The following is a 25,345-nucleotide window of genomic DNA, read 5'->3' as shown; positions in this document are numbered from 1 at the left end:
TACCGGTGCCGGCAGGCGTATACGGTGCACGATCCGGGGTGGACCCCGCCGAATACCCCCGCTCTGTGGGAGTGCCTCTGACAGACGCCCGAGGTGGTGGACCGGCGGTCCACAATCTTCCGCCGGACTGCGGAAGGATCCGGCGCCCGGCTGCCTTCGGTCTGCGGATCGGTGGCCGGTGCGTCGGCCGGCGCACCGGGGCTGCACCGCGGGTAGGGTCGCGAAGTATGAGGGCGTGGCGAATCGGGGCCGCGGTGGGTGTGGCGGTGCTGCTGTGGGGCGAATGGTCCAACTGGCGGTCCTCGCACCGGGGTGTCGGCACAGTCCGGGGACCGCGGGAAGTCGTGGTCGTGCTCGGCTACCGGAACCGGAAGACCACGGCGAATGTGGTGAACCGATGGCGGGTCCGGGCCGGGTTGCGATCGCGGGATCCGCGGTCGGCCGACAGCCGGGTGGTGTTCTCCGGCGGGGCGGTGGCCGGGCCGGTGAGCGAAGCCGAGCTGATGGCCGCCTACGCCCGCAGCCTCGGTTTCCGTGGACCCGCCGAGCTGGAAACACGGTCCCGGACCACCTGGGAGAACATCGCGAACGTGGCGCCGTTGCTGGAATCCGCGGACCGGATCGTGATCGTCTCCAACCCGCCGCATGCCGAGCAGGCCCGGCGTCACCTCGCCCGGCAACGGCCGGATCTGGCGGCCCACCTGGTCCGCGGCGCCGATTACCGATTCGGTGAATGGACGGTGGTGAAGCCGTTGATCGCCGGGCTCGCGATCTGGAAGCGCCACCGCGAACCTGCCGCGCCACCTGGGTGAAGTCAGCCGCCGTGGCGCCGATGCGCTGCGACCAGGGAGGCGGCGATGAGCGCGACGGTGCGGTCGTCGTCGCCGGCCAAACGTTCCAGAGCGCCCAGGGCCGCCGCTTCCGGTAACTCCGCCAGCGCTTGGGTCACCCGGACCCGCACCGCGGAGTCGCCGGCGTGCGCATCCGATTCGGCGACCAGTGCGGCGACGATGCGGTCCGCTCGGCCCGGCGCCCGGGCCAGCGTCCCCAGCACCTCGGCCGCTTCGACATCGTTGGGGCCGTCGACCACCGTGGCGACCAGGGCGGGCACCGCCCGGGTGTCGCCGCGTGCCCCGACCGCGAGTGCCGCCCGCCGCCGGACGACCGGATCGGAGTCGGCGAGCGCGCCGGCCAGCAGGCCGGTCACCGACGGGGCCGGCATCTCGGCGAGCGCCACCACGGCACGCCGGCGCACCTCGACATCGGTGGCAGCCAGTCCTGCCGCCAAGCGCGGGACACCGTCACCGCCGGCCCGTTCGAGCGCCCACCGCAGGGCGCCCGCCACGTTCGGATCGAGTTCGGACAGGACCGCCTCCGCGAGCAGTTCGGCGGGTGTCGCGGCCTCGTCCGGTCCCAGGACGGTCTGCTGGCGCCGCGCGGCGCTCGGCGACCCGAGCCCGTGCAGCAGCTCCGCGATCCGCAACACCTCGTGCCAGTCGGCCGGTTCCGCCGAAGCGACCGCCCGCAGCCGTTCGAGAAGTTCCTGTTCGCGGCGCACCCGCTGCTCGGCCTCCCGGATGAGGTCCGCGACCAGTTCGGCCGGCGCGAATCCGGGATCCGCCAGCGCCTGCCCGATCCGGCGCAGTGAGAGCCCGAGCGACCGCAGCCCCTCGATATGGAAGATCCGCCGGATATCGTCCGGGGAGTACTCCCGGTAGCCGCCGACGGTCCGGCCGCTCGGCCGCACCAAACCGAGCGACTCGTAATGCCGCAGCATCCGGGCGCTCACTCCCGAGCGTCGCGCCACCTCACCGATCAACACGATTACTCCTCGCAGTGGTCCGGGCCCAGGGCAGCGACCCGGCGAGCGTCGTCGACCGCGAGCTCGAAGCCGGCCTCCGGGTCGTGCAGCAATCGTTGCGTCGCGCGCGCATGTGCACGGACCGCGGCCGCCGGACTCGCCAGGGCCGGGTGCAGGGCCGGTTCGATACCCGTGCCGAGCGAGACGATCGCCCTGCTCAGGCTGAGCTGCATCTGCCGGTCGCCGCGGCCGAACTGCGTGATCAGTTCTGCAGCCAGTTCGTCCTCCCCGCCGGCCGGCACCAGAACGACGGCGGCGCGCCAGGCGCTGCGGGCCACTTCGTCGTCCCGGTCGTGCAGCAGGGGCCGGGTGATCGCCGGCCAGGCACTCGGATCGCCGATCTTGGACAGGGTGTGCAATGCCTGGCTGCGGGCCTGGGCGCGGTCCGAAACGAGCTCGGCGAGCAGCCGGGGCACCGTGATCCGGGCCGGCAACCGGGTCAGCGCCCAGGTGAGCATGTCGCGGACGAAGAAGTCCGGTTCGGTGCCGGACCGCTGCACCAGTAGCTCGAGCAGGCCGGGGTCGGCAGCCGTCCCGGCCGCCAAGGCCGCCCGCAGCCGGGTCGACGGGGTACCGGCGGTCAAGGCCGCGGGCAGGGTCTGATTCGTCTGTGTCGTGTCCATCGGGGACCACCTCCGCTCGCCAGTGAACGGCTTCACACCGTGGCAAGGTCAAGTGTGCTCCGGCGGGTGCGCGCGTTTCGGATCGGTGTCCCGGGAGCGGACGGCCGGAACCGATAGCCGGTGCAGCCACCGGTCCTGCCCGTCGGCGAGTGGTTCGGGCGGCGGCAGCGGCACGAAACGGCAGGCGAAGAGCATCCCGGAGTCCGCACCCGCACCGGTGACCCGATGCGTCCACTCGTCCGGGGTGTCCGGACCGGTCGACAGATGGAAGTAGGTGGTCCGGCGGGGCTGCCCGGTCGTCGGATGCGGACGGTCGCAGACGGCTATCGGCCCGAGGACCACGGCGCCGCTCAGCCCGGTCTCCTCGGCGACTTCCCGGCGGACCGCGGCGCCGAGATCCTCGCCGGGGCCGACACCTCCTGCCGGGACCTGGGTGCCCGCATCCGGCATCCCGATGTGATCGAATACCAGGAGCTCCGGAGTCCGACGATGACGAATGACAAAGGCGGCTACTCGGATCCTCGGCTGCGGCATCCTGGCATTGTGCCGCCGTTCGTCGCATTCGGAAATGGACCTACACGGCGGGTTCTGCTCTCGGGGTGGCGCACAACCGTGGGACACGGTATGAATGCGGTTGCGTGGCCGGAAGATAGAGCTCTGATTCGATGTAAGAGTGATCCACGGGTCGGGTTCGTGTGAGTAGGTGCAGCCGTCGGCCGGCGCGTTACCGGGTGGAGTCGTCGTGATCGGTCTGCCCGGTACGTGCAGCAGGTCGGCGCGGTCCGGGCGCGTGTGCAAGTGGTTCGGGACTCGATGTCGAGGGGATTTGCCTATGTCCGGAAGCAGATACGAAAAGGCAGTGCACACCGGCCGATTCGGGGCCGCGGTGGTGCGCCGGTGACGACGACACGACGCAATGGCGGGCCCGAACAGTGGACGGCACTGTGGGTTCGCGACCCGTGGAATGACCCGGAGCCCGCGGAAATACATTTTGCCGGAGGGGTATTCGACAAATTCGAAAAAGCGGCCGCATGTGATCTGGTGTTGTGGCATCTGGCTCAACCGGCGGCACGCCGGGGAGCGCCGAGCGCCCGCCGGCTGCTGGATGCCGCCCGGCCCGACGACCTGCTGCTGTGTTTCGGTGATCGCCGCGATGCCCTGATCATCTGCCGGGTCGACGCCGGTACCGACCATCGCACCGCCGGTGCCGAATTCCTCGCAGGCTGGCGGCGCGACGACTGGCCGCAGCTCCGGCACGTGATCGAGGATGCCCCCGGCCCACAGATCTGGTACGGAACTCATCCGGCCTTGCGGGATCCGCGTGCACGGTTCCTCGCGGAGATGTATATCCAGGAGCCGTGATCACGGCCCGGGCGGGCAGAGTGCCGCCCGGGCCTCGACCGCGGAGCCCGAACCGCCGTCGAGGCGGTCAGGGGGTGAGGATCAGCCGGCCGACGGTGCCGCCGGATTGCAGATCACGCAGGGCCTCCGCGGCCCGGCCCAGCGGGTAGGTGCGGCCGATCACCGGGTCGATCCGGCCGTCGGCGAGCATTTCGGCGAGTTCGGTCATCAGCCGTTCGTAGCCGAGTGGGGCGCGCAATCGGGGGAGCCGATCGTCGAACGGCGTACGGGCCAGCAGCGCGAAGAATCCGGGCAGGTTGCCGAACCAGGTGCTGCCGGCGGCGCCGTAGTGGTCGTGCCCGATGCGGACGTAGCGGCCATCGGGGGCGAGCAGGCTCGTGCAGCCGGGGAAGGGCAGCGTGGACGCCACGTCGAACAGGAGGTCGTAGGGGCCGGGCAGATCGGTCACCGGCCGGCGGGTGTAGTCGACGCGGTGGTCGGCGCCCACGTCCGCCAGCAGCTGCTGTCTGCCCGGCGCGTCCACGGCGGTCACCGTGGCCCCGTATGCCCGGGCGATCTGTACGGCGAGTGCGCCCACCGCGCCACCGGCGCCGTTGATCAGCACCCGGGCGCCGGACCGGAGGCGGTCCGAGGCGAGCAGATTGTTCAGCGCGATGATGCCCGATGTGGGTACCGCGGCCGCCTTCTCGAACGAAACGTCCGCCGGCTTGTGCAGCAGGCGGTCGGCCGGCAGCACGGCGTACTCGGCGAAGGTGCCCCCGTGCCGCCACCGGTTCCCGGCGGCCGCACCGAATACCGCATCACCTTCGGTGAACCGGGTGCATCCGGTCCCGGTGGCCGCCACCACGCCTGCGGCATCGGTACCGGGCACGCCGGTGGCCGGTGCCCGCAGCCCGGCCCCGAGGAGCCGGATCGCATAGGGGCGGCCGCTCACGACGTGCCAGATATCCGCATGGAGCGAGGACGCGTGCACCCGGACGAGTACCTCACCGGGGCCGGGAGCGGGTGTCGGGATCTCCTGTATCGCCAGCACGTCGGCGTCCCCGTACCGTGGCTGTACGACGGCACGCATGGCATCGCCTCGTTCCGCTCGAATATCTCGGCGGGATCCGTAGGCACCGCCCTCGGCGGCAACGGTAACAGTGCTCGCCGGAGGGCGTCGACCGTCGGCGTGTGGCGGTCCCGGCCGGGACCGCCGGTGCCGGAAGCTGCTCAGGAATCGACGTGCTGTTCGATGATCGCGCGAGCCTGCTCGCGCATTTCCACTTTCCGCACCTTTCCGGTGACCGTCATCGGGAATTCGTCGACCACGTGCACATAGCGGGGGATCTTGTAATGGGCGAGTTTTCCGGTACAGAAAGCGCGTACCGACTCCGCATTCAGTGTCCGGGCGCCGGTGCGCAGCCGGAGCCAGGCCATCAGTTCCTCGCCGTACCGGTCGTCGGGAACGCCGATCACCTGTGCGTCGAGGATATCCGGGTGGGTGTAGAGGAATTCCTCGATCTCGCGGGGATAGATGTTCTCGCCGCCCCGGATCACCATGTCCTTGATGCGGCCGGTGACGGACACATAGCCGTCGTCGTCCATCACGCCGAGGTCGCCGGTGTGCATCCACCGGGCCGCATCGATGGCCTGGGCCGTTTTATCCTGTTCATTCCAGTAGCCCAGCATCACCGAATAGCCGCGGGTGCACAGCTCACCGGTGGTACCGCGGGGCAGGGTCCGCCCGGTGTCCGGGTCGACGATCTTGACCTCCAGATGCGGCCCCACCCGGCCGACCGTGGCGGTGCGCTGATCGATGGTGTCGTCCGGCCGGGTCTGCAGCGAAACGGGTGCGGTCTCGGTCATTCCGTAGCAGATGGTCACCTCGGTCATCCCCATCCGGTCGATGACCTGCTTCATCACCTCCACCGGGCACGGGGAACCGGCCATGATTCCGGTGCGCAGGGTGCCGAGCCGGTAACCGGCGAAATCGGGTTCGGCGAGTTCGGCGATGAACATGGTGGGGACCCCGTACAGCGCCGTGCAGCCCTCGGCCTGCACGGCGGCCAGGGTGGCAGCCGGGTCGAAGGCCGGGCCCGGAATCACCATGGTGGCGCCGTGGCTGGTGCAGGCCAGATTGCCCATCACCATGCCGAAGCAATGGTAGAAGGGCACCGGAATGCAGACCCGGTCCCGCTCGGTATAACCGCAGATCTCGCCGACGAAGAATCCGTTGTTGAGAATGTTGTGGTGGCTCAGGGTCGCGCCCTTCGGGAAGCCGGTGGTGCCCGAGGTGTATTGGATGTTCACCGGGTCGTCCGCGGACAGGCCTGCTCCCGCGGTGTCGACCGCATCGGTTCCGGCGGCGCGGCCCGCGGCGGTCAGCGCCCGCCAGTCGTCGCTGCCGAGCAGCACCACTCGTTCCAGATCCGGGCAGTCCGGTCGCACCTCGGCCAGCATCGCGGCGTAGTCGGAGGTTCTGAATTCGGATGCGGCGATCACCATCCGGACCCCGGCCTGCTGCAGGACGTACTGCAGCTCATGCGCCCGGTAGGCGGGATTGACGGTGACCAGGATCGCCCCGATCTTCGCCGTGGCGTACTGCACGAACACCCACTCCGGGCAGTTCGGCGCCCAGATGCCGACCCGATCCCCGGCGGTGATGCCCGCGGCCAGCAGACCGGCGGCGAGGTCGGCCACCTCGTCGGCGAGCTCGCGGTAGCTCCAGCGGCGGCCACCGGCGACATCGACCAGGGCGTCGTGGTCCGGGTACGCCGCGACGGTGCGGTCGAAGTTGTCGCCGATCGTGTCGCCGAGCAGGGGGACATCCCAGGCGCCCGAGGCGTAGGCGGTCCGGTAGGTGCTCATCGGTGTTCCTCTCCCGGCGCCGTGCGGCGCCCGCAGAACTCTTCGCTTACCGAACCGATGGTGATCCACATCACGGATGGGGGGCCACCCCCGGACGGGGGTATCCGGGGTCCGCTGTGCCGGAATCGAAGCGTTCCGCGCCGCTGTTTCGGGAGCGGCGGATGTGAGTATGACCACGATCCGCCGGGATTTCTTTTTTCGCCGAATCCGAGCGGATGGGGCGTGCGCAGGAATGGGCGTTCACGGCGCTGCACCGGGGTGTTGTACCGGTTCTCGGTGGGTGCCGTATGCGGCGGTAGTGGACGGTAGTCTCTACATCACCAGATCATCACGGCCGACAGCCGGCGGTGTTCGGTGGGACCTGTCGCACCCACCCGGCAGCGGGACAAGCATCGAAATTCAGAGGGGTTCGAACCTATGAGTACAACAGCAGGGGGCGCGGAAACTTCGCGCGAGGCGGAGGCGAAGCGCGTGATCGTCGCCGAGGACGAGGCGCTCATCCGGATGGATCTGGTGGAGATGCTGACCGAAGAGGGGTACCGGGTCGTCGGCGAGGCCGGGGACGGGCAGCAGGCGGTGGAGCTGGCCGAGGAGCACCGGCCGGATCTGGTGATCATGGACGTCAAGATGCCGCGCCGGGACGGTATCGACGCGGCCGCTGAGATCGCCACGAAACGGGTTGCGCCGGTGGTGATCCTGACCGCATTCAGTCAACGGGACCTGGTCGAGCGGGCCCGCGATGCGGGGGCGATGGCCTACCTGGTGAAGCCGTTCACGAAATCCGATCTGGTTCCGGCGATCGAGCTGGCCGCCAGCCGTTTCCACGAGATCACCGCGCTGGAGAACGAGGTCGCCGGCCTGTCGGAGCGGCTGGAGACCCGAAAGCTCATCGAGCGGGCCAAGGGTGTGCTGATGCAGACCCAGGGGCTGTCCGAGCCGCAGGCCTTCAAATGGATCCAGCGCACGGCGATGGACCGGCGGACGACCATGAAGGCGGTGGCCGAAGTCGTGCTGGAGAACCTCACGCCGCAGTGACCGGGTGTCGGCCGGTACCGGTGTCGGTACCGGTCCCTAGACTCACCGATGTGAGTTCACCGACGACTGCCCAGCGTTCCGCGACCGCCGCCGACCCGGCCTCCGCCGGTGAGCGCCCGACCCTGTTGCTGCTCGACGGGCATTCGCTCGCCTATCGCGCCTTCTTCGCACTGCCGGCGGAGAACTTCAAGACCGTCACCGGTCAGACCACCAATGCGGTCTACGGCTTCACCGCCATGCTGATCAATCTGCTGCGCGACGAGAAGCCCAGCCATGTGGCCGCCGCCTTCGACGTCTCCCGTAAGACGTTCCGCACCCAGGCCTATCCGGAGTACAAGGCGAACCGCAGCGCCACCCCGGACGAGTTCCGCGGTCAGGTCGAACTGACCAAGGACGTCCTCGGCGCGCTCGGCATCCCGGTGATGGCGGTGGACGGCTACGAGGCCGACGATGTCATCGCCACGCTCACCACCCAGGCCGTCGACCAGGGGTTCCGGGTCCTGGTGGTCACCGGCGACCGGGACTCGCTGCAGTTGGTCTGTGACGACGTCACGGTGCTGTACCCGCGCAAGGGTGTCTCGGATCTGACCCGGTTCACTCCCGAACAGGTGGCGGAGAAGTACGGGCTGACCCCCGCCCAGTACCCCGACTATGCGGCCTTGCGCGGCGACCCGAGTGACAATCTGCCCGGTATCCCCGGTGTCGGCGAGAAGACCGCGGCCAAGTGGATCCGGGAGTACGGGGACCTGGCCACCCTGGTGGACCGGGTCGACCAGGTGCGTGGCAAGGTCGGCGACGCGCTGCGCGCGAACCTGAGCAGCGTGGTGCTCAACCGTCAGCTCACCGAAATGGTGCGCGATGTCCCGCTGCCCTACACCCCCGACCAGCTCGCCCAGGGGCCCTGGGACCGCGGCCGGATCCACCAGCTGTTCGACGACCTGGAATTCCGGGTGCTGCGGGACCGACTGTTCGAGACGCTCGGTTCACCGGAGCCGGAGGCCGAATCCGGTTTCGACATCAGCGGTGCTGCGGTGCCGCCGGGAGCGGTCGCCGAATGGCTGGCTACCCATGCGAAAGCCGGAGTGCGGCACGGAATCTCGATCGCAGGGACCGGGACTCCGGTCGACGGTGATGTCCGGGCACTGGCCATCGCGGCTGCCGACGGCGAGGGCGGCTACCTCGACGTCACCACGCTCACGCCCGAGGACGAGGCCGCACTCGGTGCGTGGCTGGCCGACCCGGAGGTGCCCAAGGCGCTGCACGAGGCGAAGGCGGCCGGGCATGCGCTGCGCGGTCGCGGCTGGCGCCTCGGCGGCCTGGCCACCGACACCGCGCTGGCCGCCTATCTGGTGCGCCCCGGGCAGCGCAGCTTCAACCTCGACGATCTGTCGCTGCGCTATCTGCACCGCGAACTGCGTGACGAGTCCGACGACGCCGGCCAGCTGTCGCTGCTGGACGACGAGGACGCCGTCGCCGCCGAGACGGCGCGCAAGGAGATGCTGCGCGCGCGGGCCGTCCTCGACCTGGCCGCGGCCTTCGATGCCGAACTGGCCCGGATCGAGTCCACCGCACTGCTGGACGAGATGGAACTCCCGCTGCTCGGCGTCCTCGCCGGCCTGGAGGAGGCCGGTATCGCCGTCGACGTGGACCGGCTGGAGAACCTGCAGCGGCAGTTCGCCGACCGGGTGACCGCGGCCGCGAACGCCGCCTATGACGTGATCGGCAAGCAGATCAACCTCGGTTCGCCCAAACAGCTGCAGGTGGTGCTGTTCGACGAGCTCGACATGCCCAAGACCAAACGCACCAAGACCGGCTACACGACCGACGCCGATGCCCTCGAATCGCTGTTCGCCAAGACCGGGCATCCGTTCCTGGAACATCTGCTGGCGCACCGCGATGCCACCCGGCTCAAGGTGACCGTGGACGGACTGCTCAAATCGATCGCCTCGGACGGCCGCATCCACACCACCTTCAACCAGACGATCGCGGCGACCGGGCGGCTGTCCTCGACCGAGCCGAATCTGCAGAACATCCCGATCCGCACCGATACCGGGCGGATGATCCGGGACACCTTCGTCGTGGGTCCCGGCTACCGCGAACTGATGACCGCCGACTACAGCCAGATCGAGATGCGGATCATGGCGCACCTGTCCGGTGACGAAGGCCTGATCGAGGCCTTCAATTCGGGGGAGGATCTGCACAGCTTCGTCGCCTCGAAGGCCTTCGACATCCCGTTGGCCGAGGTCACCGCCGAACAGCGCCGCCGCATCAAGGCGATGTCCTACGGGCTGGCCTACGGGCTCAGCTCGTACGGTCTGTCCGCCCAGCTGAAGATCAGCACCGCCGAGGCCAAAGAGCAGATGGAGGTCTACTTCGCCCGCTTCGGTGGAATCCGGGACTACCTGCAGGACGTGGTGGACCGCGCCCGGAAGGTCGGCTACACCGAGACCCTGTTCGGCCGCCGCCGTTACCTGCCCGATCTGGATTCCAGCAACCGGAACCGGCGCGAGGCGGCCGAGCGGATGGCGCTGAATGCGCCGATCCAGGGCACCGCCGCCGACATCATCAAGGTGGCGATGATCAACGTGCAGCGGGCCGTCCGGGCGGCCGGCATGCAATCCCGGATGCTGCTGCAGATCCACGACGAGCTGGTTTTCGAGGTCGCCGAGGGGGAACGCGATGCGCTCGAGGCGCTGGCTCGCGAACAGATGGCCTCGGCGATCGAGCTGTCCGTACCGCTGGATGTGTCGGTGGGAACGGGCCGCAGCTGGGACGCGGCCGCGCACTGACCGGCCGTGCGCCCCGGCCGCGCGTGAGTTCCGTTACAGTACCCGCCGGTACGGGGTGTTCCGCGGGGAACGCGGTTGCAGCGGGCCGGGGCCGGCCGTATTGTCTGTGGCGTGCCGAATTCTGCCGATCGCCTCGCCCTCGGGCGTAGCGCTGCGCATCCGGTCGCCGATCGCGACCGCGCAGTGGCAGCCGCGCTCACCGCGCCGGCGGCACATCGGCGACTTACCGTCGTAGTAACCCGCCGTAGCGGGGTCTGATTCGGACCGGCCCCTCCGCTGCGGGCTCTTTGATTGTTCTGCTGGTCCCCACCGCCCTCGATTCTCGGGAAGACCTCCACTGCAATGACAATCCTTGCCATCGATCCGCATGCCTTCACCGCCGCCGCGCCCCGCGGACTGCGTACCGAAGGCGCCGACCTGACCCCGGCCGAATTCCAGCGCCGCTACTGCGGCGCCGGCGGCCCGATCCGCATCGGTGAATGGTCGCAGTCGGGCTCCTGCGCCGACTTCACCGCCACCCTCGAATTCCCCGGCCACCTGCGCACTGTCGTCGCCGACGGCAGTCCGGTGGCCGCCATGACCTCCGCCCTCTACGAGGAGGGCTACCGGGTCGAGCTTCTGCAGTTCCATCAGCGTCGCACGAACGACGGTGTCGCCACCTTCGTGCAATGCGATTACGACGGGCAGCGCGGCTGGGGCGCGGCCGTCGCCGGTGACGGCGCCGAATCGACCGTCCGGGCGATGATCGCCGGTCTCAACCGGCTCCGGGGCTGATCCCGGCCGACCGAGACCACGGCCCGTTCGCATCCGGTATGCGAACGGGCCGTGGGTTTTTCGTCCTCTCGCCGGTTATTCGGCGGGCTGGTCCTGCTGTTCGGCGAGCTGCTTGCGCACCTCGTCCATGTCCAGGCCCTTGACCTGGGTCACCAGATCTTCCAGCGCAGCCGGTGGCAGGGCACCGGGCTGAGCGAAGACCAGCACACCCTCCCGGAAGGCCATGATGGTCGGGATGGAGCGGATGTTCGCCGCGGCGGCGAGTCCCTGCTCGGCCTCGGTGTCGACCTTGCCGTGTACCACGTCGGGATGCTGCTGCGACGAGGCTTCGAAGGTCGGTGCGAAACTCTTGCACGGACCGCACCAGTCCGCCCAGAAATCGACGAGAACCACGTCGTTTCCGGTGACTACCTCATCGAAATTCTGCTGGGTCAGCGTCTGGGTGGCCATGACGTCCTCTCGTTGGAATAGCGGGCTTGCCGACTGTAACGCCGGGCCGTCCTCCTATCTTCCACGGGTGAGAACCTCCTCGCGGCGTTCATCGCCGTACCAACGGCGTATTCCCACCGCAACGGCCGGAAAATCGTGGTCCGCGGCGACGGCGTGTATCGCATCGCCCAGCCGTTCCGCGGGCACCCGCCGGGCCAGGGTCACGTGCGGGGTCCACAGTCCCGGCGTCACATTTGCAGGAATGCCCGGGCACGGCAGCACCACCCGATGCACCTGCCGATGCAGGGCGAGCAACTCGTCGTTCGGGACCACGCTACGAACCAGAATCGGCCGTCGCGCCCCGAACACCACCAGTCCACCCAGCCGGATCGGGAACGGGCTGAAGGCGAGGCGCGTCAGCTCCCGGTCGATCCGCGGCCAGATCTCCCGGGCCACCGCCAGGGTGATGTGCGGTCGATGCTCCGGGGCGCCGGGCCGCCCGATCCCGGCATCCGCCAGCAGTTGCCGCTGCCGCCGGATCTCCGCGTCGGCCTCGTCGTCGATCAGCAGTTCCACCGACTGCACCATGCTTTCCGAGCTTAGGGGCCCGTTCCGGTGCGAGCCAGGGGCCTTCCAGATGTGCCGGGACGGCCGCTGGAGCGTCATGGCCTGTCCCGCGCTGCCCCGGGCCGAGCAGATGGGGACATGCGATGGTGACCTGCGGCCGGGGGATCCGGGGCGGCCACTCGAGTGACGCGCCGGCCGCCCGAACGGTCCGGGCGCCCGGCGGAACTGCCAGGATGGCCGGGTGACCGAGAAGCAGACGAGGCAGCGGCTGGGACTGATCGACGGCGACGGTATCGGCCCGGAAGTGGTGGCCGCCACCCGGGCGGTCGTCGACGAGGCAGTGGCGGCGGCCGGCGGCCGGTCCATCGAGTGGGTAGCGCTGCCGATGGGGCAGGTGGCCATCGAGGCGCACGGGGCGGCGTTGCCGGACTGCACCCTGGAGCAGCTCGATTCCCTCGATGCGTGGATTCTCGGTCCGCACGACAACGCCTCGTATCCGCCGGAACTGCGGATCGCGCCGGGCGGTGCGATCCGCAAGCGGTACGGGCTCTACGCCAACATACGCCCGGCGCGGGCATTCACCGGGGTACGGGCTGGCGCACCGGATATCGATCTGGTGATCGTGCGGGAGAACAGCGAAGGCTTCTATGCCGACCGGAACATGTTCGCCGGTTCCGGGGAATTCGCGCCGACCCCTGATGTCGCCCTCTCGGTGGGCGTGGTCACCCGTGCCGCCTGCGAACGGATCGCGCACCACGCGTTCCGGCTGGCCGCGAATCGGCGCGGCCGGGTGACCATCGTGCACAAGGCGAATGTGCTGCCGATGACGATGGGGTTGTTCCGGGAGGTGTGCTACGACGTGGCAACCCGGTATCCGGGTGTCCGGGTCGACGACGAGCACGTCGACGCGATGGCCGCCCACCTGGTACGCGATCCCGGTGGCTACGACGTACTGGTCACCGAGAATCTGTTCGGTGACATCCTGTCCGATCTGGCCGGTGAGCTGAGTGGGTCGCTCGGCCTCGGCGCCTCGCTGAACTGTTCGGAGAGCCGGGCGATGGCCCAGGCGGTGCACGGCGCCGCACCCACTCTGGCCGGGCACAATCGGGCAAATCCGGCAGCGCTGCAGCTGTCCGCAGCGATGCTGCTGCAGTGGCTCGGAGACCGGAGTGCCCGGGCGGATCTGGCCGACGCCGGTGCCCGGATCGACCGGGCCGTGGCGGCCACGCTGGCCGCGGGCGTGGCGACCGCGGACCTGGGCGGGCTGGCTTCGACGAGTGAGTTCACCGAACAGGTCCGCGCGCGGGTGCACCGCCGATAGCCGGGCGGTGCACCCGGTGCAGCGACCGGTCGGCTACCCTCGCACCACGCAAGTCCCCGACAGGGGCTCGAGATCCGATCGCGGAGGTTTCCCGGTGACCCCAGGACCCGTCCCCGGTCGCCGGGTGCTGCGCGCCGTCGCTGCGCTGGCCGGCGCCGTGGCGCTGCTGGCCGGTTGTGTCGACAACACGGCCGACGAAGTGCTCGACGTACCGAAGGTGCACGTCGAACCGGTGCCGGAGCTGGCGGCCTTGCTGCCCGATCGGATCCGGGAGCAGGGGCGCCTGGTGGTCGGGGTGAACGTGCCCTACCAGCCGAACGAGTACAAGGACTCGCAGGGCCGGATCGTCGGATTCGACGTCGACCTGTTCGACGCCGTGGCCGCCACCCTCGGTGTGCATGCCGACTACGCCGAGTCGTCGTTCGAGAAGATCATCCCGGCCGTCCAGGCCGGCACCTACGACCTGGGTATGTCCTCGATCACCGATACCGTCGAACGGGAGAAGCAGGTCGACTTCGTCACCTACTTCAGCGCGGGAATCCAGTGGGCCCAACCGGTCGGCCGCCCGATCGATCCGGAACACGCCTGCGGAAAGCGGGTCGCGGTGCAGACCACCACGATCGAGCACATCGAGGAGATCCCGGCCAAGAGCGCGGCCTGCGTGGCAGCCGGTGAACCACCGATCGATATGAAGGCCTTCGACGAGCAGAGCGGGGCCACCAATGCGCTGGTCCTCGGCCAGGTCGACGCGATGTCGGCGGATTCCCCGGTGACCGCCTACGCGATCCGGCAGACCGAGGGCCGGATCGAACCGGCGGGACCGATCTTCGACGCCGCGCCGTACGGCTGGGCGGTTCCCAAGGGGGCGTCGCTGGCGATCGCGCTGCAGCGGGCGGTGCAGCACCTGATCGATACCGGTCCCTATGCGGAGATCACCCGTAACTGGGGCGTCCAGGCGGGTGCGATCGGCACCTCCGTGATCAACGGTGCGGAGGGCTGACGATGACGACGAACGAGTCGATGGCGAAACGTCCGGTGGCCGACGAGCCGGAGCCGATCCAGGCCGTACCGCTGCGGCGGCCGGGGCGCTGGATCGCCGCCGCGGTGATCCTCGGCCTGGCCGGGTTGTTCGTGTACGGGGCGATCACCAACCCGGCGTACCGCTGGGACGTGTACGGCCAGTACCTGTTCGACAAGCGGATCACCGAGGGCGCCCTGGTGACGCTCGAGCTGACCGTGCTCGCCATGGCGCTGGCCGTGGCCCTGGGGGCAGTGCTGGCGGTGATGCGGCTGTCCCCGAACCCGGTGCTGCGCTGGACGGCCTGGATCTACCTGTGGGTCTTCCGCGGCACCCCGGTGTACGTGCAGCTGGTGTTCTGGGGCCTGGTGCCGTCCCTGTACAAGCAGATCGACCTCGGGGTGCCGTTCGGGCCGCAGTTGTTCCACATCGACGTGCAGGGCCTGCAGGCGGTGTTCGCATTCGCGGTGCTGGGCCTGGCGCTCAACGAGGCGGCCTATATGGCCGAGATCGTGCGGGCGGGGATCAATTCGGTGGGCGAGGGCCAGCGGGAGGCCTCCGTCGCGCTCGGGATGTCGTGGTGGCAGACGATGCGGCGCACGGTGCTGCCCCAGGCGATGCGGGTGATCATCCCGCCGACCGGCAACGAGCTGATCGGGATGCTCAAGACCACATCGCTGGTGGCGGCGATCCCGTTGAGCACCGACCTGTTCGGCCGGGCCCGCGATATCTACGGGGTGAACTTCCAGCCGATTCCGTTGCTGCTCGTCGCGGCCACCTGGTACCTGGCGATCACCAGCATCCTGATGATCGGGCAGTTCTATCTGGAACGGTACTTCTCCCGGGGTGCCAGCCGGCAGTTGACGGCCAAACAACTGGAGGAATTGGCGGCGAGCGCGGCGGAGAAGGCGAAATGAACCAGCAGACGACCGAGCCGATGGTGCGGGCCGACCGGGTCTGCAAGAGTTTCGGCGCCCTGCAGGTGTTGAAGGGCGTCTCGCTCGAGGTCACGCCCGGATCGGTGATGTGTCTGATCGGGCCGTCGGGATCCGGGAAGTCCACGTTCCTGCGCTGCATCAACCACCTCGAGCAGGTCAGCGCCGGCCGGCTCTACGTGGACGGCGAGCTGGTCGGCTACCACGAGCGCAACGGCAAACTCTACGAGATGCATCCGCGCACGGCCGCTCGCCAGCGCCGCGATATCGGCATGGTGTTCCAGCACTTCAACCTGTTCGGGCACCGCACCGTGCTGGAGAACGTGATCGAGGCACCGATCCAGGTGAAGAAGATGCGCAAGGCGGACGCCCTGGCGCGCGGGCGGGACCTGCTGGAGCGGGTGGGGCTCGGTGCGAAGTTCAACGCCTACCCGGCGCAGCTGTCCGGCGGCCAGCAGCAGCGGGTGGCGATCGCCCGGGCGCTGGCGATGGACCCCAAACTGATGCTGTTCGACGAGCCGACCTCGGCGCTGGACCCGGAACTCGTCGGCGAGGTACTGACCGTGATGCGGGAACTGGCCGATTCCGGGATGACCATGGTCGTCGTGACCCACGAAATGGGATTCGCGCGCGAGGTCGCCGACCAGCTGGTGTTCATGGACGGTGGCCGGGTGGTGGAGGCCGGGGAACCCGAACGCCTGCTCACCGCCCCCGAACACGAGCGCACCCGGGCGTTCCTCGCCCGCCTGCTGTAGTTCGGGACCGGGGCCGGCGGGCGAGCGGCCCCGAGGCCCCGCGGTTCAGATGAGAACCGGCCGTCGGCCAGCCTGATCTCGGCACTCGAGCGGTCGGCTCGCGACGACGCACCCGTGCGGCCGGGTGCGGCCGGAGCGCTCGGCCGGTCCGGCGCGTGGACGGTAGTGGGGTGGCGGAGGGTTCGCCCGCCGGACGGTAAATTGTCCACGTGCCCATAACGTTCGACATTCGTGGAATGCGGCAGCTGGACAGCACGACCTGGGGGGATCCGACCACCCGCGACGTCGTCGCGCTGAACTACGTTGCCGGACCGCCGGATCTGCCGGCCAGGCTGGAAGACGTCCCGACCCTGCGCCGTCGCCTCGCCGAGCATCACGCCGCCCGCGGCTGCCTGATCGAGGCCTTCGTGGTGTGGGTCGACCGGCTGCCCGCGCTGCTGCGGGTGGAGAAGACCCCGATGCCCGGTGCGGGAGCCGGCACGGTGTTCGCGGCGTCCATCGTGGTGCCCCGGGACCGCGGTAGCGCCGTGTTCCAGATCATCTGTCCCGAAACCGGGATCCCCGGGGAACGGGAGACAGTGGTGCGTGCGCAGCTGGGGCCCGCCGCGATGTTTCCCGCGCATCCGTACGCACCCGGGCTGCGTGGTCGACTGCCGTACTCGGCGGCCGACGAACTGCACTACGACGACATGTTTCCCGACCACCCGCTCACCCGGGCCCGGCGGTGGACCGCGGCGACCGTCCCACGAGTGCGGGTCCATCCGGACTTCGCCGCCCTGCCGCCCTTCCGCGGTGCGGTCAGGCCGGTGGCTTCACCGTGACGAAAATCGCCGTGCCGGGGAAGATCTGACCGCGCAACGGGCTCCACTGGCCCCACTCGCGGTCCAGCCACTCCGGCCAGTCGGGTTCGACGATGTCGACCAGGGCCAGACCCGCGGCGACCACTTCACGGACCCGGTCGCCGATGGTGCGGTGGTGCTCCACGTAGGTGGGCTCACCCGCGGCATCGGTCTCCACATAGGGCGTGCGGTCGAAATAGGGGATCCCCGCGCGCAACCCATCCGGCCCGGGGTCGTCCGGGAAGATCCACCGCATCGGGTGATTCACCGAGAACACCCAGCGGCCGCCCGGGCGCAGCACCCGGGCCACCTCGCGCATCACCTGTGCGGAGTCGGCGACGAACGGCACCGCCCCGAAGGCCGAGCACGCCAGATCGAAGGACTCGTCGGCGAACGGCAGCGCCTCCGCACCCGCCTGCACCAGCGGGACCTGCGGGCCGCCGGCTGCCATCGCCTGCTGTCCGCGGCGCAGCATGCCCATCGACAGGTCCAGGCCCACCGGCTGCGCTCCGGCGCCGGCCAGCCAGCGCGAACAGGGCGCCGAACCGCACCCGACCTCCAGGATCCGCCGACCGGCGACCTCGCCGAGCAGCCGGTGATCACCCTCGTGCAGGCCTTCCGGGCACCAGACGAACTCGCCGCCGGGCGAATCCACGCCGAGGAATTCGGCATGGGTGCGGTGGTAGTCGTCGGCGTCGGCGTCCCACCAGCGGCGGCTGGCGCGCTGACTGGCCGGCGTATCGAGGCGGACCCGGGCCGGTGCGGAGGCTCCGAGCAGCGCCTCGGCCTGCGCATGGCGTTCGTCGTGCGGCACGGCGACCAGGGTATCCGGGCTGCCTCGGGTCCGGTTTGCCCGGCCGGGATCGGGTCGCGTACGCTGACCCACGCGAGTGTCTGCCGCTGCATGTCCGGCGATGCGATACTGGAAGAGTATCCGTCGTCGCGTCAGCGTGGTCATACCGCGTCCGCGCGGTGATCTCGCAGCGTACCGAAAGATCCAATGTCCGCAACCGACCACAATCCGTCCGGAGCACACCGACATATGCCCACCACCGTCACCTCGCCGCAGGTAGCCGTCAACGACATCGGCTCCGCCGAGGACTTCCTCGCCGCCATCGACGCCACGATCAAGTACTTCAACGATGGCGACATCGTCGAAGGAACCATCGTCAAGGTCGATCGCGACGAGGTCCTGCTCGACATCGGTTACAAGACCGAAGGTGTCATCCCGTCCCGCGAGCTGTCCATCAAACACGATGTCGACCCGAACGAGGTCGTTTCCGTGGGCGACGAGGTGGAGGCCCTTGTTCTCACCAAGGAGGACAAGGAAGGCCGCCTGATCCTGTCCAAGAAGCGTGCGCAGTACGAGCGCGCCTGGGGCACGATCGAGGAGCTCAAGGAGAAGGACGAGGCCGTCAAGGGCACCGTCATCGAGGTCGTCAAGGGCGGCCTGATCCTCGACATCGGCCTGCGTGGCTTCCTCCCGGCCTCCCTGGTCGAGATGCGCCGGGTCCGCGATCTGCAGCCGTACGTCGGCAAGGAGATCGAGGCCAAGATCATCGAGCTGGACAAGAACCGCAACAACGTGGTCCTGTCCCGGCGCGCCTGGCTGGAGCAGACCCAGTCCGAGGTGCGCAGCGAGTTCCTGCACCAGCTGCAGAAGGGCCAGGTCCGCAAGGGCCAGGTCTCCTCGATCGTCAACTTCGGTGCCTTCGTGGACCTGGGTGGCGTCGACGGCCTGGTGCACGTCTCCGAGCTGTCCTGGAAGCACATCGATCACCCGTCCGAGGTCGTCGAGGTGGGCAACGAGGTCACCGTCGAGGTTCTCGACGTCGATCTGGACCGCGAGCGCGTCTCGCTGTCGCTCAAGGCGACCCAGGAAGACCCGTGGCGGCAGTTCGCCCGCACCCACGCCATCGGCCAGATCGTGCCGGGCAAGGTCACCAAGCTGGTGCCGTTCGGCGCGTTCGTCCGCGTCGAAGAAGGCATCGAGGGCCTGGTGCACATCTCCGAGCTGGCCGAGCGCCACGTCGAGGTGCCGGACCAGGTGGTGGCCGTGGGCGACGACGCGATGGTCAAGGTCATCGACATCGACCTGGAGCGTCGCCGGATCTCGCTGTCGCTGAAGCAGGCCAACGAGGACTACCACGCCGACTTCGACCCCTCGAAGTACGGTATGGCCGACAGCTACGACGAGCAGGGCAACTACATCTTCCCCGAGGGCTTCGACCCCGAGACCAACGAATGGCTCGAGGGCTACGACAAGCAGCGGGAAGAGTGGGAGAACCGCTACGCCGAGGCGGAGCGTCGTCACAAGATGCACACCGCTCAGATGGAGAAGATGGCGGCCGACGCTGCCGCGGAGGCGGCCAACGGTGGCGGCTCGTCCAACTACTCCTCCGAGAGCGGCGCGCAGGCGGCTGCTCCGGCCGAGACCGGCGGCTCGCTGGCCAGCGACGCACAGCTGGCCGCGCTGCGGGAGAAGCTCTCCGGCAACGCCTGATCGGCTGATCCGAAGCTGATTCGAACACTGCGGCCCCGCTCCGGAAGGGAGCGGGGCCGCAGTGTTGTTGCCGAGATGGTGAATCCGGGTCGCGCCGCACCGGCTTCCGGTAGGTTCGGAGCCCGGGTCGGGTCGAATCCCGAGGCAGCGCCGAAATCTCGGACTGCGCTCGATTCCGTAGCAGTGAGGAGTGATCGTGGATATCGTCGGTGCCATTCTGGGCATCTTCTGGGCGGACTACCGTCCGCCGCCGCCACCCGCCTGATCGCCCCCTCCGGGCGCAGCGTAGAACAAATCGGCCCGCGTGCATGCAGCACGCGGGCCGTGGTGTCCGGGCGTGGAGGCCGGGTCTAGCCGGCGGCGGGGGCGGGCGCCCAGGGGGAGGTGGGCATCAGCGAACGTTTGCGCATGGCCGCGAGACTGTGCCGGGCCGGGCTGAGCACGGTGGCCAGCCAGGGGCGACGGTACTCCGCGAGAGTCGCCGCGACAGCCGGGATCCGGACGCAGTGGACGCCGCCCGGCATACCCAAACGGTGGCGACCCGTCTGGTGGTTTCTGGTGCGCAATGGTCTTCCTTCGTTCACTCGTGCTTCCGGCCGTGCTCGCCACGGCGAAGATTAGCCGAACCAAACTCCGGAATCCGGCATTTTGCGCGCGCGTTCCACGGTGTGTCGGAAAAGTTGCCGTTTCGAGACCGGGCGGCGGCGTCGTGGGCCGGATGCGAGACTTGGGGCATGTTACGGATCGGCCTCACCGGAGGCATGGGAGCAGGTAAGTCCACCGCAGCGCGCGCCCTGGTCGATTGCGGGGCGGTGCTCGTGGATGCCGATGCGATCGCCCGCGAGGTGGTCGCGCCGGGCACCGAGGGGCTGGCGGCGCTGGTGGACGCCTTCGGTCCGGAGATTCTGGCCGGCGACGGCAGCCTGGACCGGCCGGCGCTGGCGGCCCGGGCGTTCGCCGACGACGCCTCGCGGACCACCCTCAATTCGATCACCCATCCGCTGGTCGGTGCTCGGACCGCCGAGCTGATCGCCGCGGCGGATCCGGATGCGATTGTGGTGCAGGATATTCCGCTGCTGGTCGAAGGTGGATTGGCGCCGATGATGAACCTGGTGGTCGTCGTCGAGGCGGAGTCGGAGACCCGGGTCCGGCGGTTGGTGGCCCATCGCGGTGTCGACGAGTCCGATGCGCGGGCCCGGATCGCCGCGCAGGCCACCGACGCACAGCGCCGGGCAGCGGCCGATGTGCTGCTCGACAACAACGGGGAGCCGGCGGAGGTGACCCGGCAGGTGCATCGGCTGTGGCAGGAACGCCTCGTGCCCTACGAGCGGAATATCCGGGCGGGGGCATGCGCCCGGGCGCCGTATCGGCCGGTGGATCCGGATCCGGCCTGGGAAGTGCAGGCGGCCCGGCTGATCGCACGGCTGTCGCTGGTGTGCGGTGCTGCGGCCCGGCGCATCGACCACATCGGCGGTACGGCGGTCCCCGGGCTGGCGGCGCAGGATCGGATCGACGTGCAGATCACCGTGGCGGATATGGCGGCCGCGGATGGGCTGCGTGAGGTGCTCGCGGCGGCGGGATTCCCGGCCACCGGCACCACCTCGGACAATCCGAAGCCCACGCCCGATGACCCCGAGGGGGTCGACCGGGAGCGCTGGGCGAAGCGGGTGCACGGCAATGCCGACCCCGGCCGCCCGGCGCTGGTGCAGCTGCGGGCCGAGGGTGCGCCGGGGCAGCGTTTCGCGCTCGAACTTCGGGACCGGCTGCGTGCCGACGAGTCGCTCCGACAGGAGTACCTCGATGTGCAGCGTAAAGCGCAGGCGGCGGCCGACGGGGCGTCCGGCGAGCCGGATGCTGCCTATTGTGCTGTCGAGGAGTCGTGGTTCGACGAGGTCTTCGCGCGGCACAGTAGTGAAACATAATTATTTCAAAAATGACCGTCGGTGGTCCGCCCGATGCGTACAGTCTGCCCCAGCCACAACGTAGTGGGATCTGCCGCACAGAAAGTTCACAAGGCATGACTGCACAGCATCGTCTTCTCCGTCGGTCCGGTATCGGGGCGGGCGCGTTCGGCGCCATGGTGGCCACCGCGATCCTCACCGCGCCGCACGCTTCCGCCTGGGTCGGAGATCTCGGCGTCTCCGGCACCGACCACAAGGTCGGCTGCACCTACAAGCTGACGGCCGCGGTCGAGATCGACCGGGCCACCTCGGTCAAGTTCACCGACAACGGGGAGAACATCCCCGGCAGCCCGGTCTCGCCGTCGCTGCTGTCCGGGACCGTGAGCATCAACTGGACACCGTCGACCACCGGCACGCACAAGCTGGTGGCCCGTCAGCTGCTGATCAGTGACTCGATCACGGTCGAGGTCGCCGAGGGTAGTGGCAGTGGCAGTGCGGGCTGCGGTGGCGGCCTGGGCGGTCTGCTGCCCAGCCTCTCGGCCGGCTGATCCGCGACGGCCGAGAACCCGCGCAACACCCGACCGCCCGGTCCGCACGGACCGGGCGGTCGCGGCTGTCAACGCCAGGTGAGGGTGATGCCGTGGGTGGCCAGCCAGTCGTCCATCGAATACCTGTGCTCGGCCATCCCCGCGATCGCGGCCGTGGCCGCATGCACCGCCTGCTGGGCCGCGGCAACCCCGAGGTACCCGGCCGCACAGGCCGCCAGTAGTTCGTCGACATCGACCAGCTCCACCCCGCGGCCGGGCCGCACCAAGAGGTCGAGGTAGTGGTCCACCGACCGCCAGCGGGTCGGCACCTCCCGGGTGAACGCTCCGACATCGAGGTAGAAGGCGTAGTCGCGACCGTGCCCCGGAGTGTCGTGGAACCGGGTGATCCGCACCGACAGCTCCGGCAGCAACCACGATTCGATGTAGTCGAACTGCCGATGATCGGAACGCCGTGCCATGTAGAGGCCCCAGGGGCGCTCGGTGAAGGTGTCGACCGGCCGCACGAACCCCTTCGGATCGGTATTGGTCCGTGCGGCCAGATCGAACACCTCGACCTTGGGCGGGTGGACATCGACAGCGGTCGCCTCGGTCATGGCCGGAAATCTACCGTGCCCGGCGGGCCGGTTCCGGCGTTCCCGACCGGTCCGGGGTGTCCGAGCCGATGCCCGGCGCGGTGCAGCGCGGAAGATGTCGGTGGTGCCGCCTACGCTGGTGGGCATGGCATTCGCAACCGAGATCCCCGGCGAGGGCTACGACGACCGGGCCGGCGTACCGCTGGCACATTCGGAGTTCCGGCCGGTGGATGCGGTCGAGCGGGCCGATGGACGGTTCGAGGTGGTCAGCCCCCATCGCCCCGCCGGTGACCAGCCGACCGCGATCGCCGAGCTGGAACGGCGGATCACGGCGGGGGAGAAGGACGTGGTGCTGCTCGGCGCGACCGGCACCGGCAAATCGGCCACCACCGCCTGGCTGATCGAACGGCTGCAGCGGCCGACCCTGGTGATGGCGCCGAACAAGACCCTCGCCGCTCAGCTGGCCAACGAGCTGCGCGAGATGCTGCCGAACAACGCGGTGGAGTACTTCGTCTCCTACTACGACTACTACCAGCCGGAGGCCTACATCGCGCAGACCGACACCTACATCGAGAAGGACAGCTCGATCAACGACGACGTGGAACGGCTCCGGCATTCCGCCACGTCGAGCCTGCTGTCCCGGCGGGATGTGGTGGTGGTCGCGTCGGTGTCGTGCATCTACGGCCTCGGCACCCCGCAGTCGTATCTGGACCGCTCGGTACCGCTGCAGGTGGGTGCCGAAATCGACCGCGACGCCCTGCTGCGGCTCCTGGTCGATGTCCAGTACACCCGGAACGACACGGCGTTCGTCCGCGGTTCGTTCCGGGTGCGGGGCGACACCGTCGAGATCATTCCCTCCTATGAGGAGCTCGCCGTCCGGATCGAATTCTTCGGCGACGAGATCGAGGCGCTCTACTATCTGCATCCGCTGACCGGCGATGTCGTCCGGCAGGTGGACTCACTGCGGATCTTCCCGGCCACCCACTATGTCGCCGGACCCGAACGGATGGCCCGCGCGGTCACCGATATCGAGGCCGAGCTGGCCCAGCGGCTGGCCGAGCTGGAACGGCAGGGCAAACTCCTCGAAGCGCAGCGGCTGCGCATGCGCACCGACTACGACCTGGAGATGATCCGGCAGGTCGGCTTCTGCTCCGGCATCGAGAACTACTCGCGGCATATCGACGGCCGCCCCGCCGGCTCGGCGCCGGCCACCCTGCTGGACTACTTCCCCGACGACTTCCTGCTCGTGATCGACGAATCCCATGTCACCGTGCCACAGATCGGCGGCATGTTCGAAGGCGATATGTCGCGCAAGCGGAACCTGGTGGAGTACGGGTTCCGGCTGCCGTCCGCCGTCGACAACCGGCCGCTCACCTGGGAGGAGTTCGCCGACCGGATCGGCCAGGCGGTGTACCTGTCGGCGACGCCCGGCGACTACGAACTGGGGCAGACCGGCGGTGAGGTCGTCGAACAGGTCATCCGGCCCACCGGCCTGGTCGACCCCCGGGTGGTGGTCAAACCCACCAAGGGACAGATCGACGATCTGGTGCACGAGATCCGGCTGCGGACCGAGCGCGACGAACGCGTCCTGGTCACCACACTCACCAAGAAGATGGCCGAGGATCTCACCGACTACCTGCTCGGCCTCGGCATCCGGGTGCGTTATCTGCACTCCGAGATCGACACCCTGCGCCGGGTGGAGCTGCTGCGCCAGCTCCGGCTCGGTGAGTTCGACGTGCTGGTCGGTATCAACCTGCTGCGCGAGGGCCTGGACCTGCCGGAAGTGTCCCTGGTGGCGATCCTCGACGCGGACAAGGAAGGGTTCCTGCGCAGCAGCAAGAGCCTGATCCAGACCATGGGCCGCGCGGCCCGCAATGTCTCCGGCGAAGTACACATGTACGCCGACACCGTCACCGAATCGATGCAGCACGCCATCGACGAGACCGAGCGCCGCCGGGCCAAGCAGGTTGCCTACAACACCGAACACGGCATCGACCCGCAACCGCTGCGGAAGAAGATCGCCGACATCCTCGACCAGGTGTATCAGGAGGCCGAGGACGAGGTCGCGGTCGGCGGATCCGGTCGCAATGCCAGCCGTGGCCGCCGTGCCCAGGGTGAACCGGGCCGGGCCGTCAGCGCCGGCGTGGTCGTCGACCGGGACGTCAAGTCGATGCCCCGGGCCGAACTGGCCGACCTGGTCACCGAACTCACCGAACAGATGATGAACGCGGCCCGCGAGCTGCAATTCGAGCTCGCGGGCCGGTTGCGGGACGAGATCGCCGACCTGAAAAAGGAGCTGCGCGGTATGGACGCGGCCGGACTGGACTGACCTTTTCCGAATGTGGTGGGAATATCACCGGCGGCCTACACCCGTTCGATACTGCGCGCCCGCGTCACCCACGGACCGGAGACGTGACCGATCTCCCACGGCGACAAGGTTGTTCACCGGATTTGTTGTCGGTCACAGCCGTTGTGCAGGTGTTTCGTATTCGTGCAGGTCGTCGGTGCCGGGCAATTCCGGTTGCCGCGGCGACCGGTGTGGCCGATCTGACACCCCCGGTGTGATGTGGTGCGTTTTCAGCGATTTCCGCCCGTTTTGACGCTAGGGTCGACCCAATCGCCGCACGGTTGCCCGAGCATCGGGCCTGCCGTGCCCGAAATAC

25 protein-coding genes are annotated in these 25,345 nt (G+C 69.0%); 15 read left to right on the top strand and 10 right to left on the bottom strand.

Annotation, left to right across the window (positions count from 1 at the left end; genetic code table 11):
• The first annotated feature begins 24 nt into the window (after window positions 1–24).
• Together AC1HFH_RS17895 and AC1HFH_RS17890 are read left to right on the top strand one after the other, a co-directional pair.
• Window positions 25–81: a hypothetical protein gene (locus AC1HFH_RS17895; RefSeq protein WP_480247886.1), complete on the top strand. Its 57-nt coding sequence runs from the start codon at window positions 25–27 to the stop codon at window positions 79–81.
• 146 nt (window positions 82–227) lie between these two features.
• Window positions 228–812: a YdcF family protein gene (locus tag AC1HFH_RS17890; protein ID WP_480243934.1), complete on the top strand. Its 585-nt coding sequence runs from the start codon at window positions 228–230 to the stop codon at window positions 810–812.
• Window positions 813–814: 2 nt separating this feature from the next.
• On the opposite strand, the gene AC1HFH_RS17885 is transcribed toward AC1HFH_RS17890, so the two are convergent.
• From AC1HFH_RS17885 to AC1HFH_RS17875, 3 genes are read right to left on the bottom strand one after another with little or no spacing between them, the layout of a single operon-like run.
• Window positions 815–1,822, bottom strand: a complete 1,008-nt coding sequence (locus tag AC1HFH_RS17885; RefSeq protein WP_480243933.1) for a MerR family transcriptional regulator — start codon at window positions 1,820–1,822, stop codon at window positions 815–817.
• A gap of 2 nt (window positions 1,823–1,824) precedes the next feature.
• Window positions 1,825–2,484: a HEAT repeat domain-containing protein gene (locus AC1HFH_RS17880; RefSeq protein ID WP_480243932.1), complete on the bottom strand. Its 660-nt coding sequence runs from the start codon at window positions 2,482–2,484 to the stop codon at window positions 1,825–1,827.
• Between the two features lie 48 nt (window positions 2,485–2,532).
• Complete coding sequence (locus tag AC1HFH_RS17875) at window positions 2,533–3,018, bottom strand: NUDIX hydrolase (RefSeq protein WP_480243931.1); 486 nt, start codon at window positions 3,016–3,018, stop codon at window positions 2,533–2,535.
• Between the two features lie 363 nt (window positions 3,019–3,381).
• On the opposite strand from AC1HFH_RS17875, the gene AC1HFH_RS17870 reads away from it, so the two are divergent.
• On the top strand, window positions 3,382–3,846 hold the full coding sequence (locus tag AC1HFH_RS17870; RefSeq protein ID WP_480243930.1) for a hypothetical protein: 465 nt from the start codon (window positions 3,382–3,384) through the stop codon (window positions 3,844–3,846).
• A 67-nt stretch (window positions 3,847–3,913) separates the two neighbouring features.
• Here AC1HFH_RS17870 and AC1HFH_RS17865 read toward each other — a convergent pair whose 3' ends face one another.
• Entirely contained in the window at window positions 3,914–4,918 is a 1,005-nt protein-coding gene (locus tag AC1HFH_RS17865; protein WP_480243929.1) for an NAD(P)-dependent alcohol dehydrogenase, read from the bottom strand.
• A 140-nt stretch (window positions 4,919–5,058) separates the two neighbouring features.
• Window positions 5,059–6,696 (bottom strand): AMP-binding protein, encoded by a 1,638-nt coding sequence (locus AC1HFH_RS17860; protein ID WP_480243928.1) that lies wholly within the window; start codon window positions 6,694–6,696, stop codon window positions 5,059–5,061.
• A 417-nt stretch (window positions 6,697–7,113) separates the two neighbouring features.
• Between AC1HFH_RS17860 and AC1HFH_RS17855 the strand changes: the two genes are divergently transcribed.
• From AC1HFH_RS17855 to AC1HFH_RS17845, 3 genes are all read left to right on the top strand, one after another.
• Entirely contained in the window at window positions 7,114–7,731 is a 618-nt protein-coding gene (locus tag AC1HFH_RS17855; RefSeq protein ID WP_480243927.1) for an ANTAR domain-containing response regulator, read from the top strand.
• Window positions 7,732–7,781: 50 nt separating this feature from the next.
• Complete coding sequence (gene polA, locus AC1HFH_RS17850; protein ID WP_480243926.1) at window positions 7,782–10,520, top strand: DNA polymerase I; 2,739 nt, start codon at window positions 7,782–7,784, stop codon at window positions 10,518–10,520.
• A 342-nt stretch (window positions 10,521–10,862) separates the two neighbouring features.
• On the top strand, window positions 10,863–11,294 hold the full coding sequence (locus AC1HFH_RS17845) for a 2-keto-3-deoxygluconate kinase (protein ID WP_480243925.1): 432 nt from the start codon (window positions 10,863–10,865) through the stop codon (window positions 11,292–11,294).
• Between the two features lie 75 nt (window positions 11,295–11,369).
• Here AC1HFH_RS17845 and trxA read toward each other — a convergent pair whose 3' ends face one another.
• Together trxA and AC1HFH_RS17835 are read right to left on the bottom strand one after the other, a co-directional pair.
• Window positions 11,370–11,744: a thioredoxin gene (trxA, locus tag AC1HFH_RS17840; RefSeq protein ID WP_480243924.1), complete on the bottom strand. Its 375-nt coding sequence runs from the start codon at window positions 11,742–11,744 to the stop codon at window positions 11,370–11,372.
• 54 nt (window positions 11,745–11,798) lie between these two features.
• Window positions 11,799–12,311, bottom strand: coding sequence for a 2'-5' RNA ligase family protein (locus AC1HFH_RS17835; protein ID WP_480243923.1), 513 nt, complete (start codon window positions 12,309–12,311; stop codon window positions 11,799–11,801).
• 220 nt (window positions 12,312–12,531) lie between these two features.
• Between AC1HFH_RS17835 and AC1HFH_RS17830 the strand changes: the two genes are divergently transcribed.
• From AC1HFH_RS17830 to AC1HFH_RS17810, 5 genes are all read left to right on the top strand, one after another.
• Complete coding sequence (locus AC1HFH_RS17830; RefSeq protein WP_480243922.1) at window positions 12,532–13,611, top strand: isocitrate/isopropylmalate dehydrogenase family protein; 1,080 nt, start codon at window positions 12,532–12,534, stop codon at window positions 13,609–13,611.
• Window positions 13,612–13,705: 94 nt separating this feature from the next.
• Window positions 13,706–14,611, top strand: coding sequence for an ABC transporter substrate-binding protein (locus AC1HFH_RS17825; RefSeq protein ID WP_480243921.1), 906 nt, complete (start codon window positions 13,706–13,708; stop codon window positions 14,609–14,611).
• A 2-nt stretch (window positions 14,612–14,613) separates the two neighbouring features.
• The gene (locus AC1HFH_RS17820) at window positions 14,614–15,546 is read left to right on the top strand and encodes an amino acid ABC transporter permease (protein ID WP_480243920.1); all 933 of its coding nucleotides are present in this window, start codon (window positions 14,614–14,616) and stop codon (window positions 15,544–15,546) included.
• 20 nt (window positions 15,547–15,566) lie between these two features.
• Entirely contained in the window at window positions 15,567–16,319 is a 753-nt protein-coding gene (locus AC1HFH_RS17815; protein WP_480247885.1) for an amino acid ABC transporter ATP-binding protein, read from the top strand.
• Window positions 16,320–16,528: 209 nt separating this feature from the next.
• Entirely contained in the window at window positions 16,529–17,140 is a 612-nt protein-coding gene (locus AC1HFH_RS17810) for a hypothetical protein (protein ID WP_480243919.1), read from the top strand.
• Here AC1HFH_RS17810 and AC1HFH_RS17805 read toward each other — a convergent pair.
• Window positions 17,118–17,972, bottom strand: a complete 855-nt coding sequence (locus AC1HFH_RS17805) for a class I SAM-dependent methyltransferase (protein ID WP_480243918.1) — start codon at window positions 17,970–17,972, stop codon at window positions 17,118–17,120. The two genes, AC1HFH_RS17810 and AC1HFH_RS17805, sit on opposite strands and share 23 nt — an antisense overlap.
• A gap of 228 nt (window positions 17,973–18,200) precedes the next feature.
• On the opposite strand from AC1HFH_RS17805, the gene rpsA reads away from it, so the two are divergent.
• Window positions 18,201–19,661 (top strand): 30S ribosomal protein S1, encoded by a 1,461-nt coding sequence (rpsA, locus tag AC1HFH_RS17800; protein WP_480247884.1) that lies wholly within the window; start codon window positions 18,201–18,203, stop codon window positions 19,659–19,661.
• 350 nt (window positions 19,662–20,011) lie between these two features.
• Here rpsA and AC1HFH_RS17795 read toward each other — a convergent pair whose 3' ends face one another.
• Window positions 20,012–20,185 carry a hypothetical protein gene (locus AC1HFH_RS17795; RefSeq protein WP_480243917.1) on the bottom strand — a complete coding sequence of 58 codons (174 nt, stop codon included), beginning with the start codon at window positions 20,183–20,185 and terminating at the stop codon, window positions 20,012–20,014.
• Window positions 20,186–20,395: 210 nt separating this feature from the next.
• Here AC1HFH_RS17795 and coaE point away from each other — a divergent pair, with 210 nt between their 5' ends.
• Complete coding sequence (coaE, locus tag AC1HFH_RS17790) at window positions 20,396–21,583, top strand: dephospho-CoA kinase (RefSeq protein WP_480243916.1); 1,188 nt, start codon at window positions 20,396–20,398, stop codon at window positions 21,581–21,583.
• Window positions 21,584–21,678: 95 nt separating this feature from the next.
• Window positions 21,679–22,110 (top strand): hypothetical protein, encoded by a 432-nt coding sequence (locus AC1HFH_RS17785; protein WP_480243915.1) that lies wholly within the window; start codon window positions 21,679–21,681, stop codon window positions 22,108–22,110.
• 68 nt (window positions 22,111–22,178) lie between these two features.
• On the opposite strand, the gene AC1HFH_RS17780 is transcribed toward AC1HFH_RS17785, so the two are convergent.
• Window positions 22,179–22,703, bottom strand: coding sequence for a ribonuclease FAU-1 family protein (locus AC1HFH_RS17780; protein ID WP_480243914.1), 525 nt, complete (start codon window positions 22,701–22,703; stop codon window positions 22,179–22,181).
• A gap of 124 nt (window positions 22,704–22,827) precedes the next feature.
• On the opposite strand from AC1HFH_RS17780, the gene uvrB reads away from it, so the two are divergent.
• Window positions 22,828–25,011 carry an excinuclease ABC subunit UvrB gene (uvrB, locus tag AC1HFH_RS17775; RefSeq protein WP_480243913.1) on the top strand — a complete coding sequence of 728 codons (2,184 nt, stop codon included), beginning with the start codon at window positions 22,828–22,830 and terminating at the stop codon, window positions 25,009–25,011.
• The last annotated feature ends 334 nt before the right edge of the window (window positions 25,012–25,345 follow it).

This window comes from Nocardia sp. KT25-26, assembly GCF_056627695.1.
The sequence above is the reverse complement of the archived record's forward strand: the minus strand, read 5'-3'. Positions and strand labels throughout refer to the sequence as shown.

What these genes read in the sequence shown, in the direction of transcription:
- AC1HFH_RS17890 (WP_480243934.1), top strand. Translation starts at nt 228, where the DNA reads ATGAGGGCGTGGCGAATCGGGGCCGCGGTGGGTGTGGCGGTGCTGCTG.
- AC1HFH_RS17880 (WP_480243932.1), bottom strand. Translation starts at nt 2,484, where the DNA reads ATGGACACGACACAGACGAATCAGACCCTGCCCGCGGCCTTGACCGCC.
- AC1HFH_RS17875 (WP_480243931.1), bottom strand. Translation starts at nt 3,018, where the DNA reads ATGCCGCAGCCGAGGATCCGAGTAGCCGCCTTTGTCATTCGTCATCGT.
- AC1HFH_RS17865 (WP_480243929.1), bottom strand. Translation starts at nt 4,918, where the DNA reads ATGCGTGCCGTCGTACAGCCACGGTACGGGGACGCCGACGTGCTGGCG.
- AC1HFH_RS17860 (WP_480243928.1), bottom strand. Translation starts at nt 6,696, where the DNA reads ATGAGCACCTACCGGACCGCCTACGCCTCGGGCGCCTGGGATGTCCCC.
- AC1HFH_RS17855 (WP_480243927.1), top strand. Translation starts at nt 7,114, where the DNA reads ATGAGTACAACAGCAGGGGGCGCGGAAACTTCGCGCGAGGCGGAGGCG.
- AC1HFH_RS17845 (WP_480243925.1), top strand. Translation starts at nt 10,863, where the DNA reads ATGACAATCCTTGCCATCGATCCGCATGCCTTCACCGCCGCCGCGCCC.
- trxA (WP_480243924.1), bottom strand. Translation starts at nt 11,744, where the DNA reads ATGGCCACCCAGACGCTGACCCAGCAGAATTTCGATGAGGTAGTCACC.
- AC1HFH_RS17835 (WP_480243923.1), bottom strand. Translation starts at nt 12,311, where the DNA reads ATGGTGCAGTCGGTGGAACTGCTGATCGACGACGAGGCCGACGCGGAG.
- AC1HFH_RS17820 (WP_480243920.1), top strand. Translation starts at nt 14,614, where the DNA reads ATGACGACGAACGAGTCGATGGCGAAACGTCCGGTGGCCGACGAGCCG.
- AC1HFH_RS17815 (WP_480247885.1), top strand. Translation starts at nt 15,567, where the DNA reads ATGGTGCGGGCCGACCGGGTCTGCAAGAGTTTCGGCGCCCTGCAGGTG.
- rpsA (WP_480247884.1), top strand. Translation starts at nt 18,201, where the DNA reads ATGCCCACCACCGTCACCTCGCCGCAGGTAGCCGTCAACGACATCGGC.
- AC1HFH_RS17795 (WP_480243917.1), bottom strand. Translation starts at nt 20,185, where the DNA reads ATGCCGGGCGGCGTCCACTGCGTCCGGATCCCGGCTGTCGCGGCGACT.
- coaE (WP_480243916.1), top strand. Translation starts at nt 20,396, where the DNA reads ATGTTACGGATCGGCCTCACCGGAGGCATGGGAGCAGGTAAGTCCACC.
- AC1HFH_RS17785 (WP_480243915.1), top strand. Translation starts at nt 21,679, where the DNA reads ATGACTGCACAGCATCGTCTTCTCCGTCGGTCCGGTATCGGGGCGGGC.
- AC1HFH_RS17780 (WP_480243914.1), bottom strand. Translation starts at nt 22,703, where the DNA reads ATGACCGAGGCGACCGCTGTCGATGTCCACCCGCCCAAGGTCGAGGTG.
- uvrB (WP_480243913.1), top strand. Translation starts at nt 22,828, where the DNA reads ATGGCATTCGCAACCGAGATCCCCGGCGAGGGCTACGACGACCGGGCC.